We start from the raw sequence: 17,300 nt of genomic DNA, 5'->3' as shown, positions 1-17,300 counted from the left end.
GAAAAATATATAGATTATTATAATACGAAACGGATTAAGGCAAAATTAAAAATGAGCCCGGTACAATACCGGACTCACTTTTATCAAGCTGCCTAATGAAATAACCGTGTCTAACTTTTAGGGGTCACTTCAGTTCACAACTAGCTCTTTTTTTACCAAAAAATAAAGACACATATAAATCCAGAAATAGCTAAGTAGCTATATAAGTAAAATACTTTCGTTCTTGTTTTTTCATTTGTTCGAAACAGTACAATAGTCGGTTCAATTAAACCGATTGTCAAACAAAGTAAACCAAGAAGCATACAACCGATTGAAATGGAATACAGGGCGATTTGTGGTGCTTGAAATGGAATCATCCATTTTAATAAAAATGCAATAAGTGCAGTGTAACAAATGCTGCCGATGTATTTATTCAATGCTGTATTAGAACGAAAACCTGGAAGTTTTTTTAAGAAAGAGCGGGAAACAACTTCAGTTTGTAAAGATGTGTGCTCTTCGATTATTTTTTGAGCTTCTTTTCCTTTTTGGAAAAGGGATAATATCCAGTTTCGCTCCCCTTGGAAAATAAATTGAGAAGTTGTTAAATAATGATCCACCTTCACTTTATTCCAACTCTTCCACGGATGACGCTCACATAATTTTAATTTACTTTCTGTTTTTTTATCATACTGATAAATACTGATGCCATCCTCATCGAAAGCAGCATAGTATGTCTCGCTTGAGAATGTGCCTAAATCAATTGGACAGTAGAAAAGTAATTCTTTTTTTAAGTAAAAGTATTCTTTTCGTAAGTTTTTTTTCATTGCTTCTCGAATAGAGTGTCTCTTTTCTTTCTTCATGACATTTCCTCCATAATCCAGAAAATGTTCTTATCTTAACAATTCAACATCTTATCACTTTTAATTATATATGACTAGGGGATTCATAGGAGAAATGCCGAATACTAAAAAATATGGAGTGTATTGTAAAATATAATGAATTGTTTCGATTGTATAAAATTAATAACTTATTTTTAATAAGTTACGCTTTTTTTGTTCACAATACGATCATGTTGTTGTATAATGAAATGGAAAATAGAATATCGGTCTATCTTCGGGGCAGGGTGAAAATCCCGACCGGCGGTGATGAACTATATGTGATTTTGTTCTAAGCCCGCGAGCCGTTAAGGCAGGATTTGGTGTGATTCCAAAGCCGACAGTATAGTCTGGATGGGAGAAGATGGAGGTTCAAGCGTTCAAAAAAGATATGGATTTGAACGTCTGTTTGATGTGCCTTAAATTCTCCCTTTGTGTAAAACACAAAGGGTTTTTTCGTTCTATGAAAAAGTAGGCATAGCAGAACCTTTCCACTTTCCATGAGATGATCGATGGAAAAGGAGAGAGAAAGATGAAACAAAAAAACAGTGTAGTGCAGATGGTGAGTGTAGCGATGCTAAGTAGTATTGCATATTTACTGATGATGTTGGACTTCCCGTTCCCAGGGCTTCCGCCATTTTTAAAAATTGATTTTAGTGATGTACCAGCTCTAATTGCTGCGATTATTTTCGGGCCAGTTGCGGGGATAATTGTAGAGGCGATAAAGAATATTTTACATTACGGAATTCAAGGGAGTTTAACGGGAGTACCAGTTGGAGAAATTGCTAACTTTATTGCAGGATGTTTATTTATTGGACCAGCAGCATTCTTATTTAGAAAGTATCGTACTGTTAAAGGTTTAACGACAGGATTAATGCTAGGGACAATTACAATGGCGCTCATTATGAGTGTATTAAATTACATCATCATATTCCCAGCTTACACTTGGTTTTTAAATTCACCAGCTATGTCTAGCGAAGCTATAAGAACGACGGTTGTAACTGCAATCTTACCGTTTAATTTGATTAAAGGAATTGTTGTGACAATTGTATTTGTAGCGTTATTCTCACGCCTGAAAGTGTGGGTGTTTGCAAAAATGAAAAATGCATAAATGTAAAATAAAACCATTAGTAGTGTGGAACTACTAATGGTTTTTTATTGAGTAGAATGAAAATGGAAAACAAAAAATACCCCTCAAATGAATGAGGGGTATTTTTTGAAGTTAATAAAAGACTATTCGAATTTTAAAGCATCGCCGTCGAATGATTCGTCAGCAACTTTGATTGAGTCAGTTGGACAACCTTCGAATGCATCCATCATATCTTCAAGTAATACATCTGGAATTTCAACGATACCTTGGTTATCGTCTAATGTTACGAATGCAATACCTTCATCATCATAGTCATAAATGTCTGGTGCAGCAGCGCCACAAGCACCACATGCGATACAAGTATCTTTATCAACGATTGTATATTTTGCCATCTTTTTTCCCTCCTGATAATATGTATGTGAAAAGCTCGCCATAAAAATTATAACCTTATTGTAAAACGGTTTTTAAAACTTTTCAACATAAAATTATAATGATAATCCTTATCAATTAGAGTGTCAACTAATTTTTGCATTATGTCATAAGATTTTCAAAATACGTAAATGTTATTTCGTTTGGTACAATAGAATATATACAAGTATATATTGCCGATATGATAAGTTTAATGAGTGAAGGTAGATGGGTATTATACGAAAAGCAATTAAGTTAGATTGAAGGGTGGAAGCGGTAATGCAACTACAATATACTTTATTGTATTGTTTAAAACAATTGAATGGTGAAAGAACCGTTTCTTCTATTTATTATTTATTAAAGGGAAAACGTTCTTCGCAAACGTTACAAGATGGAAATATGTTCCGAATTTCTTTTTTGTTTGGAATATATAAATCGTTAAATAGAACTGAATATGATCGTGAAGTTGCAAAGTTATTGCAAGCGGATTGGATTCAAGAGATACATGAAAATACATATTTGTTAACCCCTAAAGGTAAAATGCAGTTACATACATGGGAGGAAGGGTATGCTTTTCCAGCGCATTTACATGGTTTGCACTATGGTGAATTAGGTGAAACATTTTGGAAAAGATTATCTTTAATTATTCAAACTATATCTAATTTACAACAGAATAATACGAAGTTTATTCCTATTCAACAAGATACAGAAATAATGGTGTGGGTGAAACGTTTTTTAACAAGTATGCCGTATAGGCGAAGTGAATTGGCGAAAAGATTATGGAAAGAAATACATAATCTTTTATGTAAATGTGATGTGATAGAAGCGATGATTGTAACATATAGATTAACAGGATATGAACGTATCGGTTGTACATTGCAGCAGTTAGCGGAAATTACGAAACAAGATATATTCAGGGTGTACTTTTTATTTTGGGGTACAATTCATTTCCTTATACAAGAAGTTCGAGATAAAGAAAATGAATTTCCATTATTAGGTGAGATTATCTCTTATCCAAATGAGAGAGCTGAATTATTTAGTTTATCAACGAAAAAAACATATAATTTTTGGAGGCAAGGGCGCTCTTTAGAAGAAATAGCGACAATTAGAAATTTAAAGGTTGCAACAATAGAAGATCATTTTGTTGAAATTGCTTTGCGAGAAAGAGATTTTTCTATTGAGATGTTTATGGAAAAAGACAAGATAGATAAAGTAACAAAAGTAATTGATACATTACAAACACGTAAGTTGCGTGAGTTGAAACAAGCGGTTGGAGAGGATATTTCTTATTTTGAAGTTCGTCTTGTATTGGCGCGGATGGAGGGTATAAATGAAACTTGAGGAATATTTATATAGGTGGTTTGGATATTCTGAATTTCGTTCAGGTCAAAAAGGGGTAATTACAGATTTATTGGAAGGAAAAGATGTTATAGCGATGCTTCCAACCGGAAGAGGGAAGTCAATGTGCTATCAACTTCCGGGGCTCATGCAAGAAGGAACAGTACTTGTTGTATCACCATTATTATCTTTGATGGAAGATCAAGTTACACAATTAAAATATGTTGTGAAAAACCGAGTGATAGCATTTAATAGTTTTCGGACATTACATGAAAAAAGAGAAGCGATGAAAAAATTAGCTTCATATAAATTTATTTTTGTTTCGCCAGAGATGTTACAGTCGGAATTGTTAATAAGAGAATTGAAGAAAGTTCATATTTCATTATTTGTTGTGGATGAGGCCCATTGTATTTCGCAGTGGGGGTATGATTTTAGACCGGATTATAAAAAACTAAATGTAGTCATTGAAAATATCGGGTCTCCTACGGTGCTAGCATTAACTGCAACGGCGACGAAAGATGTACTTCGAGATATAGCAGAGAGTCTAGATTTGAAGAATGTGACGCAGCATGTATACTCTATTGATCGTCCAAATATTGCAATGGAAGTACAATTTGTAGAGACGATAGAAGAGAAGAAAGAAGCGCTTTTGGACCAGGTGATGTATTTACAAGGGCCAGGGATTGTATATTGTTCAAGCAGAGCGTGGACAGAACGTTTAACGGAATATTTAAGGGGGAAAGGCGTGACTGGTGTCGCTTTCTATCATGGTGGTATGGAACATGAAGAGCGTATGTTAATTCAACAGCAGTTTATGAATGACCAGTTGCAGCTAGTAATATGTACAAGTGCTTTTGGTATGGGAGTAAATAAGTCGAATACGAGATATATTATTCATTTCCATTATCCGACTAATATAGCTTCTTATTTGCAAGAAATCGGAAGAGCTGGAAGAGATGGTGAACCGAGTATAGCTATCTTACTATGTAGTCCGTTAGATCACGATTTGCCAATTTCAATCATTGAAGACGAATTGCCGAGTCAGTCACAAATACAATTTTTATTCTCATTACTACAAGAAAGAATGTTTCAAACGAAAGAATTACCAATAGAAGAGGTAGAAGAAATTTGTTATAATGCAGCAAGATTTAATGAACAATATTGGCGTTTTATCCGCTATCATCTAGAGCGGCTTGGAATCATACAACAGCGAAAATTAATATTAGAGAGCTTGTCAGATGAAATTATGAACAGATTAATAGCTGAAGTAGAAATAAGACTGCGTAATAAATATAGTGAGCTAGAAAACATGAAATCATGGATACAAGTGAAAGGATGTAGACGTGAATATTTGCTACAACAGTTCGGTTATAGAAAAGAGGACGAGTTGCAGAATTGCTGTGACTATTGTCATATTACAAAAACAGATTATAAAAAAAGACAAGCGCAACAATCGGATTTCGACTATAATTGGGAAACAGAGTTACAAAAGCTTTTCGGTCTAGAAAAGATGGGGGAATGATGAACATTCAAAGGCATAATATTGAAGATATGAGTCCGAAAGAAATAAGGCTAAATCTGTATATCACACAGTTCATTATTATCGGTATCGGTTGTTTACTAGCATATATATTATTTCGAGATATAAAATCGGTGTATAATCTGTGGAAATGGGAACCGATGTCTATACTTATAATAGGTGGCTTGTTAGCGATTGGTATTGTCTTATTAGATTATGTTGCGATGCGAGTATTTCCAGAGTCTTGGTTTGATGATGGTGGTATTAACGATAGGATGTTTCAAGGGATGTCAATTATGCATCTACTCGTTATTACGTTCGTTATCGGCTTTGCAGAAGAATTTTTATTTAGAGGTGTAGTGCAGACGCACTTTGGAATTGTAATAGCGAGTTTAGTATTTGCAGTGTTACATATTCGATATATAAAAAAGCCGTTTTTGTTTTGTTTCGTCTGTTTCATTAGTTTTGTCTTTGGTTATGTATTTGAATGGACAGGAAATTTGTTTATAACAATCTTTGCACACTTTCTTGTAGATTTTATAATGGGACTCCAATTAAGAAAATAAATGGAAGGTGGTGGTGAACAACATGAGAAAACGAATTCCTGACTTTGAAGAGGAATTAGAAGTTGAGCGAGTGGAAGAAAAAGAAGGTTTACCGCCGCGTAGTGAAATTCATAGAAATAAAGAGAACAAACAAAAGTTTAAAATGAATCATATTTTCGTCCGAGTTTTAACATTTCTATTCATATTACTACCAATTAGTATTTTATGGTATACAGATAAATATATTCAGGTGAAAAGCGATGGTAATAACGCTGGGAAAAGTGCATTTGAGGTCATTTTCTTTGATTCAGCTAAATCTGATTCCGAAGCATCTTCTGAGAAGATCGTAACGCATACGGTGAAAGAGGGAGAAACTTTAGAAAGTATAGCGAAGCAATATTTTTCAGATGAAACTGGGATCGAAGTAATTAAAAAGTATAATGACTTACAAGAAGATGAAGTGAATGTAGGTCAAGAATTAAAAATTCCGATAAAAGATAAGTCCACAAAACAAGAGAGTTAGTAAAACACTTACTATAAAAACTGAGGATTATCTTTATGAGGAAGGGCGTAAAAAATATATGATATGGATTATCTTATTAAGTACTTTCATATGTATTGGTATTATATTTCTTCTTGTCATGTATAGAGAAGCAATGCGTGATACGGTGCTAGAACATACTTTAATATTTGAAGAGTTTCCGAAAAGTTTTCAAAAAGTAAATGTATTTTTTATATCTGATATTCATAGAAGGGTCATTTCAAATTCGTTAATTGAACAAGTAAAAGGAAAAGTAGATCTTGTAATTATTGGTGGTGATTTAGCGGAAAAAGGTGTCCCTTTATCGCAAATCTCTGCAAATATACAAAAGTTAAGAGCGATAGCTCCTGTATACTTTGTATGGGGAAATAATGATTATGAGATTGAATATCATGAATTAGATGCTTTGTTATTAGAAAATAATGTGAAAGTTTTAGATAATACAAGAGTTGTATTTGAGTCTGAATTAGGAGAGAAAATTTGTTTACTTGGTGTAGATGATGTTGGGATGAAACGTGATCGTTTAGATTTAGCGTTGGCTGATTGTAAAGAAGATGGTTTTCGCATATTAATTAGCCACAACCCTGATATAATAAATAAAATGTCTGGAAAAGAACAAATCTCCCTTGTGTTAAGTGGACATACACATGGAGGACAAATACGATTATTCCCATCTGAAAAATATTTAAAAGGTGGCGTATATAAGCATTCAAATGTGACTCTTTTTGTTAGTAATGGCTATGGAACAACGTTGATTCCATTTCGTTTCCGAGCACCTGCTCAAACACATATTATTACGTTACAGGGAGGGAAATGATGCCAACTCTAAACGGAAAATATAACATAAAAGCTGTTTCGAATATAATTGGAATTCAGCCGAGTACGCTTCGTGCGTGGGAAAGACGATATCAAATTATTGCCCCAAAGCGGAATCATGCGGGGCATCGATTATATACAGAAGAGCATGTTCAAATTTTGAAATGGTTAATGGACAAGGTTTCTTCCGGCATGATGATTGGACAAGCAGTTCAATTATTAGAAGGGAATCGTTTGCAGAGCGATGTTCAAAAAGAAATACATTACGATAGAGAAGTTGTTTTAGTGGACGATTTACTACAAGCTTTGTTAAAATTTGATGAAATTACAACTTCTGCATTGTTAAACGAGGCTTTTAGTATTTATGCAACAGAAAAAGTTATAGCAAGTATTGTTCTTCAAGTGTCAAATAAATTGTTAAAGTTAAAAAATAATAATGAAGTTACAATGGTGCAGTTCCAATATGTTGTATCATTTTTACAAACTCGTCTAGGGATGGTGTATCATAATGCATCATCGTTTTCTTCTATACACAAAGTTGTTGTGTTGGAAAATAATATGTTGAAAGGGTTTGTTTTCTCAACGTACTTACGATTAAAAGGATATGAGGTGATATATATTAGGTCAAGCTTAGCAGAAGATCGTATTTTATTAGCTGTTGAGCAAATACAACCTACATATGTAGTAGTCTCTTTTGATAATGGACGAGAACTTAAGAACGTAAATGTATTACAAGGAAAAAATGAGACCTTTTCTGTTGGGGTTATAGGAGAAATAAGTGCTCGAGATCAGTTGAACATTCAAACAAACCTAATTGGTGATACGAAAGAAGAATGGGATGATTGGTTAAAAATGTTAGAATAGTTGTTCGAAAAGAACCATCTATTTTCTATTTCATATAATAAAAATTATATTCATTGGTTACGTAGGGAGGGTATGAGATGAGGCTGGAACGATTAAATTACAATAAAATAAAAATTTTCTTAACATTTGATGATTTATCTGAACGAGGATTAACGAAAGAAGATTTGTGGAGAAATGCACCGAAAGTACAGCAATTATTTCGTGATATGATGCAAGAAGCAAATAAGGAATTAGGATTTGAAGCGGATGGTCCGATTGCAGTTGAAGTATTTTCTCTACAAGCGCAAGGAATGGTCGTAATTGTAACGAAAGAACATCAAGAAGTTGATACAGATGATGAGTTCCGTGACGAGTTTATTGAAATGCAAGTGACTCTAGATGAAAGCGAGCATATACTTTATGAGTTTGCTACACTAGATGACGTAATTAACCTGTCGAATCGTTTATATAACCTTGATGTAACTGGCGGAAAATTATATACGTGGGATGGACGCTTCTATCTTTGGATGGAAGAAGAGGAGCAAATTCAATTACTGAAGGCAGATTTTATAGCTATTTTAGCGGAATATGGTAATCCGTCTACGGCAACTATTTATCGCCTAATGGAATATGGCAAAGAATTAATGGATTCTCAAGCAATTGAACAAATACACAATTACTTTGTGAAAAAAGAAAACCTTAGCTAATAAAATATAGCTAAGGTTTTCTTTTTCATTTACTTAAATGTATCTATTCAAATTGCTGTATGTAAGTAAAATAAAAAATATTTAAATATTTAAGTATTTTACTTTTCTAAAAGCGATAAAAGGACTATAATGATAGTGAAAACGCTTGCAACAGAAAATAGTTTGTATATATTTGTTAGCGTTTTCTATTGCATTCCAAATTTAACGGTGTATACTAGGCAATGAAGGTTTACTAAACAAGTGAAATTACAGGGGGTTTACTTACTATGGTAGCCGAAAAGGGAACTCAAACAAAAACACAACAACAAAGGGAACAACATTTTGAACTATTGAATTCAACACAAATTGTTATCAGTGAAGCGTTAGAAAAATTGGGTTATCCAAACGAAGTATATGAATTATTAAAAGAACCAGTTCGTATGATGACAGTGAAAATACCAGTTCGTATGGATGACGGGACTGTTAAAATATTTACAGGATATCGTGCACAACATAATGATGCTGTTGGTCCAACGAAAGGTGGAATTCGCTTCCATCCGAATGTAACAGAAAATGAAGTGAAAGCACTTTCAATCTGGATGAGTTTAAAATGTGGTATCGTTGATTTACCATATGGTGGAGGTAAAGGTGGAATTATCTGTGACCCACGTGAAATGTCATTCCGTGAGTTAGAAAGATTAAGCCGCGGTTATGTACGAGCAATTAGCCAAATCGTAGGACCGACGAAAGATATTCCAGCTCCAGATGTATTCACAAACTCTCAAATTATGGCGTGGATGATGGATGAGTATAGCCGTATTGATGAATTTAACTCACCAGGATTTATTACAGGTAAACCACTTGTATTAGGTGGATCACATGGACGTGAAACAGCAACAGCGAAAGGGGTAACAATTTGTATTCGCGAAGCTGCAAAAAAACGCGACATTGATATTAAAGGTGCACGCGTTGTTGTTCAAGGATTCGGTAATGCTGGTAGCTTTTTAGCTAAATTTATGCATGATGCAGGTGCGAAAGTTATTGCAATCTCAGATGCTTACGGTGCATTGCATGATCCAAACGGATTAGATATTGATTATTTATTAGACCGTCGCGATAGCTTCGGTACAGTAACAAAATTATTTAATAATACAATTTCAAATAAAGAATTGTTAGAACTTGATTGCGATATTTTAGTTCCAGCTGCAATTGAGAACCAAATTACAGAAGAAAATGCTAATAATATTAAAGCGAAAATCGTTGTTGAAGCTGCAAATGGTCCAACAACATTAGAAGCAACTAAAATTTTAACTGATCGCGGCATTTTACTTGTTCCAGATGTATTAGCAAGTGCTGGTGGTGTAACAGTATCTTACTTTGAGTGGGTACAAAATAACCAAGGTTACTACTGGACTGAAGAAGAAGTAGAACAACGTTTAGAAAAAGTAATGGTAAGATCATTTGATTCTATTTATGAAACAGCACAAGTTCGTAAAGTGAACATGCGTTTAGCTGCGTACATGGTCGGTGTTCGTAAGATGGCTGAAGCAAGTCGCTTCAGAGGTTGGGTATAATATTATAATGTGAGAAAACGTGATTCCTTTCGAGGGAATCACGTTTTTTTTGTTGAAGTATTAGAGTGAGGTGTTGTATATGGAAAATGAAATGATGGAACGAGTAGAACAACTAGAAGAAAAGGTTAAGAGGTTAGAGGGAGAACTCGCGAGAACGACGAAATCCGAAAAAACAAGTATCGTTCGGGTGTTCGGGGAAGGACTGCTGTTTTTAATATTTGGTGCGGTTGTAGTAGGGCCGATTATCGTCTTTGTAATCACGATTCTTACTTCGTTTGCTGAAAAATAAAAAGAAAAACAAAAGAACGCTTGTTCTACACGAACAAACGTGCTATACTTTCCTTAGATAAACAAAACGGAAATGATTTTAAGGAGAGATAAATGATGAAAATGACAGTAGACCAAAGATTTATGATGCCAGCGGATGTTGTAGAGCGAGTGGAAGTATTAAGAAACAAACAAAGTAAGCGCGGCACATTATTACAATCAGTAAATAAATTTTTCGGTTTAGATACGAAAGAAGATTGTGTTTGGTTTTACGGTTTTTATGGCGTTGCTGTAAGTATTTTATTATTTATGGTGTTCACATCAAATATTTTCGATTTTCTCTTCGCGTAAGAAATATGCTATAAGGGCATTGCTACCGAATACATATATAAAGAAGTAAGGTAATCTTCTGAAGCGGGAGTTGGTAGTAATGGCGATGTTTCCTATAGAACGTAATTATATTGGATATGGAAGTTCACGACCGGGAATCCCTCTTTCTAAAGTCAGATTTATTGTAAGTCATGATACGGGTAATCCTGGTAGCAATGCGATAGGGAATCGGGATTATTTTAATGAAATACAACCGAAAGCTTCGGCACATACATTTATAGATGACAAAACAATATTAGAAATTATTCCTATAAATGAAGTGGCCTACCATGTTCGATACGGTGTGTCGACGGATAATGACTTATATGGTTATGATGCGAATAAGGCGGCCATTGGAGTGGAACTTTGTTATGGCGGTGATGTTAACTTTTGGGAAGCATATACTCGTTTTACGTGGTATCATGCGTATTTATGTCAAAATTTCGGCTTAAATCCGAAAAAAGCTATCGTATCACATAAAACACTTGACCCAGCTAGAAAGATTGATCCTGAAAATGTATTAGGGAAACAAGGTATTAAATTTCAGCAGTTTTTAGCAGATGTCTATCGGATGTACGTTTCGTTTAGATGACAAATATATGAAAAATGAATACAATAAAGATAGGTGCCTACTGCTGTAAGTAGGTTTTTTCTTGTTTTTATAAATAGTGTATTGGTAGAAGACTAGGAGTGAGCCGGGTATGCAGAAAGAAACAGCTATCATAATTGGAGGCGGTCCGTGCGGATTAGCAGCAGCAATTTCGTTGCAAAAGGTAGGGATAAATCCGTTAGTAATTGAAAAAGGAAACATTGTAAATGCGATTTACAATTATCCAACTCATCAAACATTTTTCTCTTCTAGTGAAAAATTAGAAATTGGTGATGTAGCTTTTATTACGGAAAATCGTAAACCAGTTCGAAATCAAGCGCTTGCGTATTATCGTGAAGTAGTAAAGCGTAAATCTGTACGTGTAAATGCTTTTGAGCGAGTGGAGAAAGTTCAAAAAGATGGAGAAGTTTTTCATGTTGAGACAACAAAGCGTGACGGAAGTAAAGAAATATATATAGCGAAGTATGTTGTTGTAGCAACTGGATATTATGACAATCCAAATTATATGAATGTTCCAGGTGAGGAATTGAAGAAAGTAGCTCACTATTTTAAAGAGGGACATCCTTATTTTGATCGAGATGTAGTAGTTATAGGTGGAAAAAACTCGAGTGTAGATGCCGCGTTAGAACTTGTTAAAGCAGGTGCGCGTGTAACGGTACTATATCGCGGAAGTGAGTATTCACCAAGTATAAAGCCGTGGATTTTGCCGGAGTTTGAGGCATTAGTACGAAATGGCACAATTCACATGCATTTCGGGGCTCATGTGAAAGAAATTACTGAACATACGTTAACGTATACAGTGGATGGTGAGGCAAATACAATCCAAAATGATTTTGTATTTGCGATGACTGGTTACCATCCTGATCATAGCTTCTTAACGAAGATGGGTGTTCGAATTGATGAAGAGACAGGACGTCCGATTTATGCAGAGGATACGATGGAAACAAACGCTGAAAATATTTTCATTGCAGGTGTAATTGCTGCTGGAAATAATGCAAATGAAATATTTATTGAGAATGGTCGATTTCATGGGGATGCGATTGCGCAAACCGTTGCAACAAGAGAAATGTAAAAAGAAGCTGTCGAAATAAACTTCGACAGCTTCTTTTTTAATCGTGCATAAACATATTTTGGATTGTTTCATGTGAAGTCGTATTCTCTAGTGCAACTAATAATTTAATACGTGCTTTTTGAGCATTTAAACCGTATGTGAATACAATCCCCATATCTTTTAATTGTTTGCCGCCACCTTCATATGAATATACATCTTGAACGATGCCGTTGAAACAGCGAGAAACTAATACGACAGGAATGCCTTTATTTATTAATCGTTCTAGACTAGGAAGTGTTCTTGGGGGTAAATTACCTTGTCCAAGTGCTTCAATAACAATCCCGTCTACAGGAAGATTTTCAATTGCTGCTAACAATGTATCGTCCATACCAGCGTACGCTTTTAGAACGACTACATTTTTAGAAACCTTTTTTACTGAATATGTTTCGTGATGTACTAAAGCATGATGGAATACAACACCACGTTTTGTTACCATACCAATTGGTCCATATTGTGGACTTTGGAATGTTGCTACATTACTTGTATGTGTTTTCGTTACATTTGTAGCGCAATGAATTTCGTCGTTTAATACGACTAAAACGCCTTTTTCTGCGGCTTCATTACTGCTAGCGACTTTTACAGCTGATAAGAAGTTATATAGACCGTCAGCACCTAATTCATTGCTAGAGCGCATTGCGCCTGTCACAACGATCGGAATAGTTGCTTGTACTGTTAAATCTAAGAAATAGGCAGTTTCTTCTAATGTATCCGTACCATGCGTAATGACTACGCCATGAATGTTGTCTTGTTTTACTCTTTCATCAATGATGACTTGTAACTGTAACATTTCGCTCGGTGTCATATGGGGAGATGGTAGATGGAACACATCTTCAACGATTAAATCAACATCGCCTTCTAAATCAGGAATAAATTTTAAAAGAGGATTTTTTTCACCTGGTTGTACGACCCCAGTTTCTTTGTCTTCCTCCATTGCAATTGTTCCACCTGTGTGTAAAACTAGGATTCTTTTCAATGCTTATACCCCTTTCAAGTAAAAAAATACATTTAGAACATAACATGTTTTGAGTAAATTCGACAATGGAAATGTATAAAAGTATGCCTCGAAAATGACAATAAAATTAACTGCTATATGTACGATGTATAAAATCACGAAACGAAATGTGCAAATATAGTATAGGAGGGAGCTATTACGTTGAAAAAGATGGAGAGAATTCTTATTCGTATATTAATAATACAATTCATTTGTCTTTCTGTTGTGCAATTGTTATTTATACATAAGTCATCAGTTAAATATTTATCTAAAATTGTATATTATGAAGGTGTCATGGTAAAAAACAAAGCAGAAATCTTACAGGTGAATAGGTAGTTTTCATTTTCTTCTATGAAGGATTATGCTACAATAATTGAGGATTTAATGACTTGAAGCGAATGAGAAGAAGCAGGAGCATACCTGCTTTTCGTTTTGTTTTATAAGTGAAAAAATGAGGTGTTACAATGGATAAACAAATTTCAATTGCTATAGATGGTCCAGCAGCAGCTGGAAAAAGTACAGTTGCGAAAGTTGTAGCGAAGAAGCTTTCTTACGTTTATATTGATACAGGCGCAATGTATCGTACAATTACATATGCAGCCCTTGAGCAAAAAGTGGATATTGAAAATGAAGAGCAGTTAATGGAAGTTGTAAAAAATGTGAAAATTGAGTTTCAGCAAGGAGAAAATACACAACTTGTATTTTTAAATGGACAAGATGTTTCGGAAGTAATTCGTACACCAGAGGTGACGAATCGAGTATCGATTGTGGCAAAACATCGACTTGTTCGTGAAGAAATGGTACGCCGTCAACAAGAGTTAGCGGAAAAAGGCGGCGTTGTAATGGATGGCCGTGATATCGGTACACATGTGTTACCAGATGCTGAAGTGAAGATTTTTATGCTTGCTTCTGTTGAAGAAAGAGCAGAAAGAAGACATTTAGAAAATATGAATAAAGGTTTCGATTCTAATTTAGAGCAGTTAAAAGAAGAAATTGCTCAGCGTGATAAATTAGATTCAGAACGCGAAGTTTCTCCTCTGAAAAAGGCTGATGATGCATTGGAATTAGATACAACTTCTTTATCAATTGAAGAAGTTGTCCAAAAAATTATGAGTATTGTTTCAGGAGTATTTGCGAAATAAAGAAAGGGGATAGCCTCTTTCTTTTTTGTTTGTATAGAAATGTAAAGGATACGTGAATTGTGAGTCTCTTTCCTTGACAAATGATCGAATTTGTAAGAAGTTAGTAAAAGAGAGATAAAACTTTCAGAATATATTCGCTATTATATTTCAAAACATACTTTCTTCAAGATGATTTTGCTGTATACTATTTATATAGGTTTAATATATTTTCTAGTGAAATGTATGAAGCCTGAGTATGTAATGATAAATTCTTAAACATGCAAATGAAAACAATTGTTTTCATTTCGTATATACATAAAAAATGCTTTGTCAATTCTGTAGGGAGGTATTTCCATGGTAGAGAAAATGAATGAAGAAGTTATGGATTCAAAAGAATTACAAGTTGGTGACGTTGTTACAGGTTCTGTAACGAAAGTTGAAGAGAAACAAGTGCTTGTAAATGTTGGATACAAAACAGATGGCGTAATTCCAATTAGTGAATTAGCTAACGTTCATATTGAAAAAGCAAGCGATGTTGTAGAATTAGATCAAACACTAGAATTAAAGGTTATTAAATTAGAAGAAGAAGATCTTGTCTTATCTAAACGTGCTGTTGATGCAGAAAAAGCATGGGTAGAATTACAAGAAAAATTCACTTCTGGTCATGTGTTTGATGTTACTGTAAAAGATATTGTGAATGGTGGATTAGTTGTGGACCTTGGTGTTCGTGGTTTTATCCCAGCTTCACTTGTAGAAGTACATTATGTAGAAGATTTTACTGACTATAAAGGCAAAACACTAGCTGTGAAAATTGTTGAATTAGACCGCGAAAAAAATCGTGTGATTCTTTCACATAAAGCGGTAGTAGAATTAGAACTAGACTCTAAGAAAAAAGAAGCAATCTCTTCATTAAAAGAAGGAGACGTTGTTGAAGGAACAGTACAACGATTAACTGATTTTGGTGCTTTCGTTAATGTTGGTGGTGTGGACGGTTTAGTTCATATTTCACAAATTTCACACGAACGTGTAGAGCAACCTTCTGAAGTATTAGAGCAAGGTCAAAAGGTAAAGGTGAAGGTATTATCTGTTGATGCTGATACACAACGTATTTCTTTATCAATTAAAGCAGCTCAACCAGGACCGTGGGAAAATGTTGCTGGCGAACTAAAAGCTGGAGATATTCGTGATGGAATCGTAAAACGTCTTGTTACATTCGGTGCATTCGTTGAAGTTTTACCTGGCGTTGAAGGTCTTGTGCACGTATCTCAAATTGCAAATCGTCACGTGAAAAATCCAAATGAAGTATTGGAAATGGGACAAGAAGTAAAAGTGAAAGTGCTTGAAGTCCATGTAGCAGAGAAACGTATTTCTTTAAGTATAAAAGAAGCGCTTGAGGAAAATAATGTAATTGAAGATTACAGTCAGTATGAGCCAAATGCAGATTCTGCTACTTTCCAATTAAGTGATATTATTGGTGAACAACTGAAAAAATTAAAGAAATAAAGAGGGGTACAAGTGGTAAGGGCAAAACGTAAATTAGATCATATTGAATACGCTCTTTCTACTGGTCAGTCTCGTACGCATGGCTTTCATGATATTGATTTTGTGCATCAAAGCTTGCCAAATTCAAATTATGACACAATAACATGTGAAACAAAAATCGGCGAACTTTCACTAAGTTCGCCGATTTTTATCAATGCGATGACTGGTGGTGGAGGAGAGAAAACGTTACATATTAATGAACAATTAGCATATGTAGCAAAACATCATAACCTTGCTATGGCTGTAGGTTCGCAAATGGCGGCGTTAAAAGATGAAAGTGAGGCTGCTTCTTATAAGATTATCAGAAAGGTAAATCCGAATGGTATTTTCTTTGCTAATTTAGGTAGTGAGGCAACTATTGAACAGGCAGAGCGTGCCGTTGATATGATTGAAGCAAATGCATTGCAAATTCATTTAAATGTCATACAAGAGTTAACGATGCCAGAAGGAGACCGTGACTTTACTGGTGTACTTCAGCGCATTGAGAAAATTGTTTTAAATAGTAAAGTTCCTGTCATTGTGAAAGAAGTTGGATTTGGGATGAGTAAGGAAACAATGCAACAGTTAGCGAGCGTGGGTGTAACGGCAATTGATATTGGCGGACAAGGTGGTACGAATTTTGCTGCTGTTGAAAATGAAAGAAGACAGCGAATGCTCTCTTATTTTAATAACTGGGGCATACAAACAGCTACCTCGATTATTGAAGCAACCTCTACAAATAATAACCTCTCTTATATTGCATCTGGGGGTATACAAACAGCGCTTGACGTAGCGAAAGCAATCGCATTAGGGGCGAATACAACTGCGTTTGCTGGATACTTTTTACGCATTTTAATGCAAGATGGTATCGAGAAGTTAGTGGATGAAATTAACCTTTTACATACAGATTTGAAATTTATTATGACAGCTCTCGGTGCGAAGACGATAGAAGAGTTGCAATCTGTACCTCTTGTTGTAAAGGGCGAAACATATCATTGGTTAACGCAACGTGGTATTGATACAGCGCATTATAGTAGAAGATAAAAAATCAACCGTTTGGTTGGTTTTTTTGTTTTCTAATCGTTTTAGTAATATA

At 34.8% G+C, this 17,300-nt stretch carries 21 protein-coding genes and 1 riboswitch; of the genes, 18 read left to right on the top strand and 3 right to left on the bottom strand.

What is annotated here, in order from left to right:
- Positions 1–96 (top strand): IS3 family transposase (locus tag AC3WVA_RS16115; RefSeq protein ID WP_133963995.1); only part of this gene is annotated, 96 nt, incomplete at its 5' end.
- 56 nt (positions 97–152) lie between these two features.
- On the opposite strand, the gene AC3WVA_RS16110 is transcribed toward AC3WVA_RS16115, so the two are convergent.
- Positions 153–839 carry a hypothetical protein gene (locus AC3WVA_RS16110; RefSeq protein ID WP_088315214.1) on the bottom strand — a complete coding sequence of 229 codons (687 nt, stop codon included), beginning with the start codon at positions 837–839 and terminating at the stop codon, positions 153–155.
- Positions 840–1,084: 245 nt separating this feature from the next.
- Positions 1,085–1,224: riboswitch (FMN riboswitch) on the top strand.
- A gap of 162 nt (positions 1,225–1,386) precedes the next feature.
- Here AC3WVA_RS16110 and AC3WVA_RS16105 point away from each other — a divergent pair.
- The gene (locus AC3WVA_RS16105; RefSeq protein ID WP_071757511.1) at positions 1,387–1,965 is read left to right on the top strand and encodes an ECF transporter S component; all 579 of its coding nucleotides are present in this window, start codon (positions 1,387–1,389) and stop codon (positions 1,963–1,965) included.
- A gap of 122 nt (positions 1,966–2,087) precedes the next feature.
- Here AC3WVA_RS16105 and AC3WVA_RS16100 read toward each other — a convergent pair whose 3' ends face one another.
- On the bottom strand, positions 2,088–2,336 hold the full coding sequence (locus AC3WVA_RS16100) for a ferredoxin (protein ID WP_001151996.1): 249 nt from the start codon (positions 2,334–2,336) through the stop codon (positions 2,088–2,090).
- Positions 2,337–2,631: 295 nt separating this feature from the next.
- On the opposite strand from AC3WVA_RS16100, the gene AC3WVA_RS16095 reads away from it, so the two are divergent.
- The 12 genes from AC3WVA_RS16095 (at position 2,632) to AC3WVA_RS16040 (ending at position 12,532) form a co-directional block, all read left to right on the top strand.
- A complete protein-coding gene (locus tag AC3WVA_RS16095) occupies positions 2,632–3,693 on the top strand; it encodes a YpbB family protein (protein WP_048526992.1) in 1,062 nt (353 codons plus the stop codon).
- Complete coding sequence (locus AC3WVA_RS16090) at positions 3,683–5,212, top strand: RecQ family ATP-dependent DNA helicase (protein ID WP_341013724.1); 1,530 nt, start codon at positions 3,683–3,685, stop codon at positions 5,210–5,212. The genes AC3WVA_RS16095 and AC3WVA_RS16090 overlap by 11 nt, the downstream gene beginning before the upstream one ends.
- On the top strand, positions 5,212–5,775 hold the full coding sequence (locus tag AC3WVA_RS16085; protein ID WP_048526996.1) for a CPBP family intramembrane glutamic endopeptidase: 564 nt from the start codon (positions 5,212–5,214) through the stop codon (positions 5,773–5,775). Before AC3WVA_RS16090 ends, AC3WVA_RS16085 begins: the two co-directional genes overlap by 1 nt.
- A 22-nt stretch (positions 5,776–5,797) precedes the next feature.
- Positions 5,798–6,277 carry a LysM peptidoglycan-binding domain-containing protein gene (locus tag AC3WVA_RS16080; RefSeq protein WP_048526998.1) on the top strand — a complete coding sequence of 160 codons (480 nt, stop codon included), beginning with the start codon at positions 5,798–5,800 and terminating at the stop codon, positions 6,275–6,277.
- A gap of 58 nt (positions 6,278–6,335) precedes the next feature.
- Complete coding sequence (locus AC3WVA_RS16075) at positions 6,336–7,112, top strand: metallophosphoesterase (RefSeq protein ID WP_098881519.1); 777 nt, start codon at positions 6,336–6,338, stop codon at positions 7,110–7,112.
- Positions 7,112–7,975, top strand: a complete 864-nt coding sequence (locus AC3WVA_RS16070; protein ID WP_048527003.1) for a MerR family transcriptional regulator — start codon at positions 7,112–7,114, stop codon at positions 7,973–7,975. The genes AC3WVA_RS16075 and AC3WVA_RS16070 overlap by 1 nt, the downstream gene beginning before the upstream one ends.
- Positions 7,976–8,052: 77 nt before the next feature.
- Entirely contained in the window at positions 8,053–8,661 is a 609-nt protein-coding gene (locus tag AC3WVA_RS16065) for a genetic competence negative regulator (protein WP_048527005.1), read from the top strand.
- 266 nt (positions 8,662–8,927) lie between these two features.
- Positions 8,928–10,214 (top strand): NAD-specific glutamate dehydrogenase, encoded by a 1,287-nt coding sequence (gene gudB / locus AC3WVA_RS16060; RefSeq protein ID WP_048527007.1) that lies wholly within the window; start codon positions 8,928–8,930, stop codon positions 10,212–10,214.
- Between the two features lie 79 nt (positions 10,215–10,293).
- Positions 10,294–10,503, top strand: coding sequence for a hypothetical protein (locus AC3WVA_RS16055; protein ID WP_098881518.1), 210 nt, complete (start codon positions 10,294–10,296; stop codon positions 10,501–10,503).
- Between the two features lie 92 nt (positions 10,504–10,595).
- Entirely contained in the window at positions 10,596–10,832 is a 237-nt protein-coding gene (locus AC3WVA_RS16050) for a DUF3961 domain-containing protein (RefSeq protein WP_001983018.1), read from the top strand.
- A gap of 79 nt (positions 10,833–10,911) precedes the next feature.
- Positions 10,912–11,442: a peptidoglycan recognition protein family protein gene (locus tag AC3WVA_RS16045; RefSeq protein ID WP_048527012.1), complete on the top strand. Its 531-nt coding sequence runs from the start codon at positions 10,912–10,914 to the stop codon at positions 11,440–11,442.
- 109 nt (positions 11,443–11,551) lie between these two features.
- Positions 11,552–12,532, top strand: coding sequence for a YpdA family putative bacillithiol disulfide reductase (locus tag AC3WVA_RS16040; RefSeq protein ID WP_098881517.1), 981 nt, complete (start codon positions 11,552–11,554; stop codon positions 12,530–12,532).
- 37 nt (positions 12,533–12,569) lie between these two features.
- Here the strand turns inward: AC3WVA_RS16040 and ansA are convergent, their stop codons facing one another.
- A complete protein-coding gene (gene ansA / locus AC3WVA_RS16035) occupies positions 12,570–13,544 on the bottom strand; it encodes an asparaginase (RefSeq protein ID WP_071757508.1) in 975 nt (324 codons plus the stop codon).
- 180 nt (positions 13,545–13,724) lie between these two features.
- Here ansA and AC3WVA_RS16030 point away from each other — a divergent pair, with 180 nt between their 5' ends.
- The 4 genes from AC3WVA_RS16030 (at position 13,725) to AC3WVA_RS16015 (ending at position 17,248) form a co-directional block, all read left to right on the top strand.
- Positions 13,725–13,898 carry a DUF5359 family protein gene (locus AC3WVA_RS16030; protein WP_048527016.1) on the top strand — a complete coding sequence of 58 codons (174 nt, stop codon included), beginning with the start codon at positions 13,725–13,727 and terminating at the stop codon, positions 13,896–13,898.
- A gap of 128 nt (positions 13,899–14,026) precedes the next feature.
- The gene (gene cmk / locus AC3WVA_RS16025) at positions 14,027–14,704 is read left to right on the top strand and encodes a (d)CMP kinase (RefSeq protein ID WP_048527017.1); all 678 of its coding nucleotides are present in this window, start codon (positions 14,027–14,029) and stop codon (positions 14,702–14,704) included.
- 333 nt (positions 14,705–15,037) lie between these two features.
- On the top strand, positions 15,038–16,186 hold the full coding sequence (rpsA, locus tag AC3WVA_RS16020; RefSeq protein ID WP_098345125.1) for a 30S ribosomal protein S1: 1,149 nt from the start codon (positions 15,038–15,040) through the stop codon (positions 16,184–16,186).
- A gap of 12 nt (positions 16,187–16,198) precedes the next feature.
- Entirely contained in the window at positions 16,199–17,248 is a 1,050-nt protein-coding gene (locus AC3WVA_RS16015) for a type 2 isopentenyl-diphosphate Delta-isomerase (RefSeq protein WP_048527021.1), read from the top strand.
- Positions 17,249–17,300 lie beyond the last annotated feature (52 nt).

This window comes from Bacillus sp. EB106-04-02-XG92 (genome assembly GCF_058791995.1).
The sequence above is the reverse complement of the archived record's forward strand: the minus strand, read 5'-3'. Positions and strand labels throughout refer to the sequence as shown.

Coding starts and splice junctions, on each gene's coding strand:
- AC3WVA_RS16110 (WP_088315214.1), bottom strand. CDS start 839: ATGAAGAAAGAAAAGAGACACTCTATTCGAGAAGCAATGAAAAAAAAC.
- AC3WVA_RS16105 (WP_071757511.1), top strand. CDS start 1,387: ATGAAACAAAAAAACAGTGTAGTGCAGATGGTGAGTGTAGCGATGCTA.
- AC3WVA_RS16100 (WP_001151996.1), bottom strand. CDS start 2,336: ATGGCAAAATATACAATCGTTGATAAAGATACTTGTATCGCATGTGGT.
- AC3WVA_RS16095 (WP_048526992.1), top strand. CDS start 2,632: ATGCAACTACAATATACTTTATTGTATTGTTTAAAACAATTGAATGGT.
- AC3WVA_RS16090 (WP_341013724.1), top strand. CDS start 3,683: ATGAAACTTGAGGAATATTTATATAGGTGGTTTGGATATTCTGAATTT.
- AC3WVA_RS16085 (WP_048526996.1), top strand. CDS start 5,212: ATGAACATTCAAAGGCATAATATTGAAGATATGAGTCCGAAAGAAATA.
- AC3WVA_RS16080 (WP_048526998.1), top strand. CDS start 5,798: ATGAGAAAACGAATTCCTGACTTTGAAGAGGAATTAGAAGTTGAGCGA.
- AC3WVA_RS16075 (WP_098881519.1), top strand. CDS start 6,336: ATGATATGGATTATCTTATTAAGTACTTTCATATGTATTGGTATTATA.
- AC3WVA_RS16070 (WP_048527003.1), top strand. CDS start 7,112: ATGCCAACTCTAAACGGAAAATATAACATAAAAGCTGTTTCGAATATA.
- AC3WVA_RS16065 (WP_048527005.1), top strand. CDS start 8,053: ATGAGGCTGGAACGATTAAATTACAATAAAATAAAAATTTTCTTAACA.
- gudB (WP_048527007.1), top strand. CDS start 8,928: ATGGTAGCCGAAAAGGGAACTCAAACAAAAACACAACAACAAAGGGAA.
- AC3WVA_RS16055 (WP_098881518.1), top strand. CDS start 10,294: ATGGAAAATGAAATGATGGAACGAGTAGAACAACTAGAAGAAAAGGTT.
- AC3WVA_RS16050 (WP_001983018.1), top strand. CDS start 10,596: ATGATGAAAATGACAGTAGACCAAAGATTTATGATGCCAGCGGATGTT.
- AC3WVA_RS16045 (WP_048527012.1), top strand. CDS start 10,912: ATGGCGATGTTTCCTATAGAACGTAATTATATTGGATATGGAAGTTCA.
- AC3WVA_RS16040 (WP_098881517.1), top strand. CDS start 11,552: ATGCAGAAAGAAACAGCTATCATAATTGGAGGCGGTCCGTGCGGATTA.
- cmk (WP_048527017.1), top strand. CDS start 14,027: ATGGATAAACAAATTTCAATTGCTATAGATGGTCCAGCAGCAGCTGGA.
- rpsA (WP_098345125.1), top strand. CDS start 15,038: ATGGTAGAGAAAATGAATGAAGAAGTTATGGATTCAAAAGAATTACAA.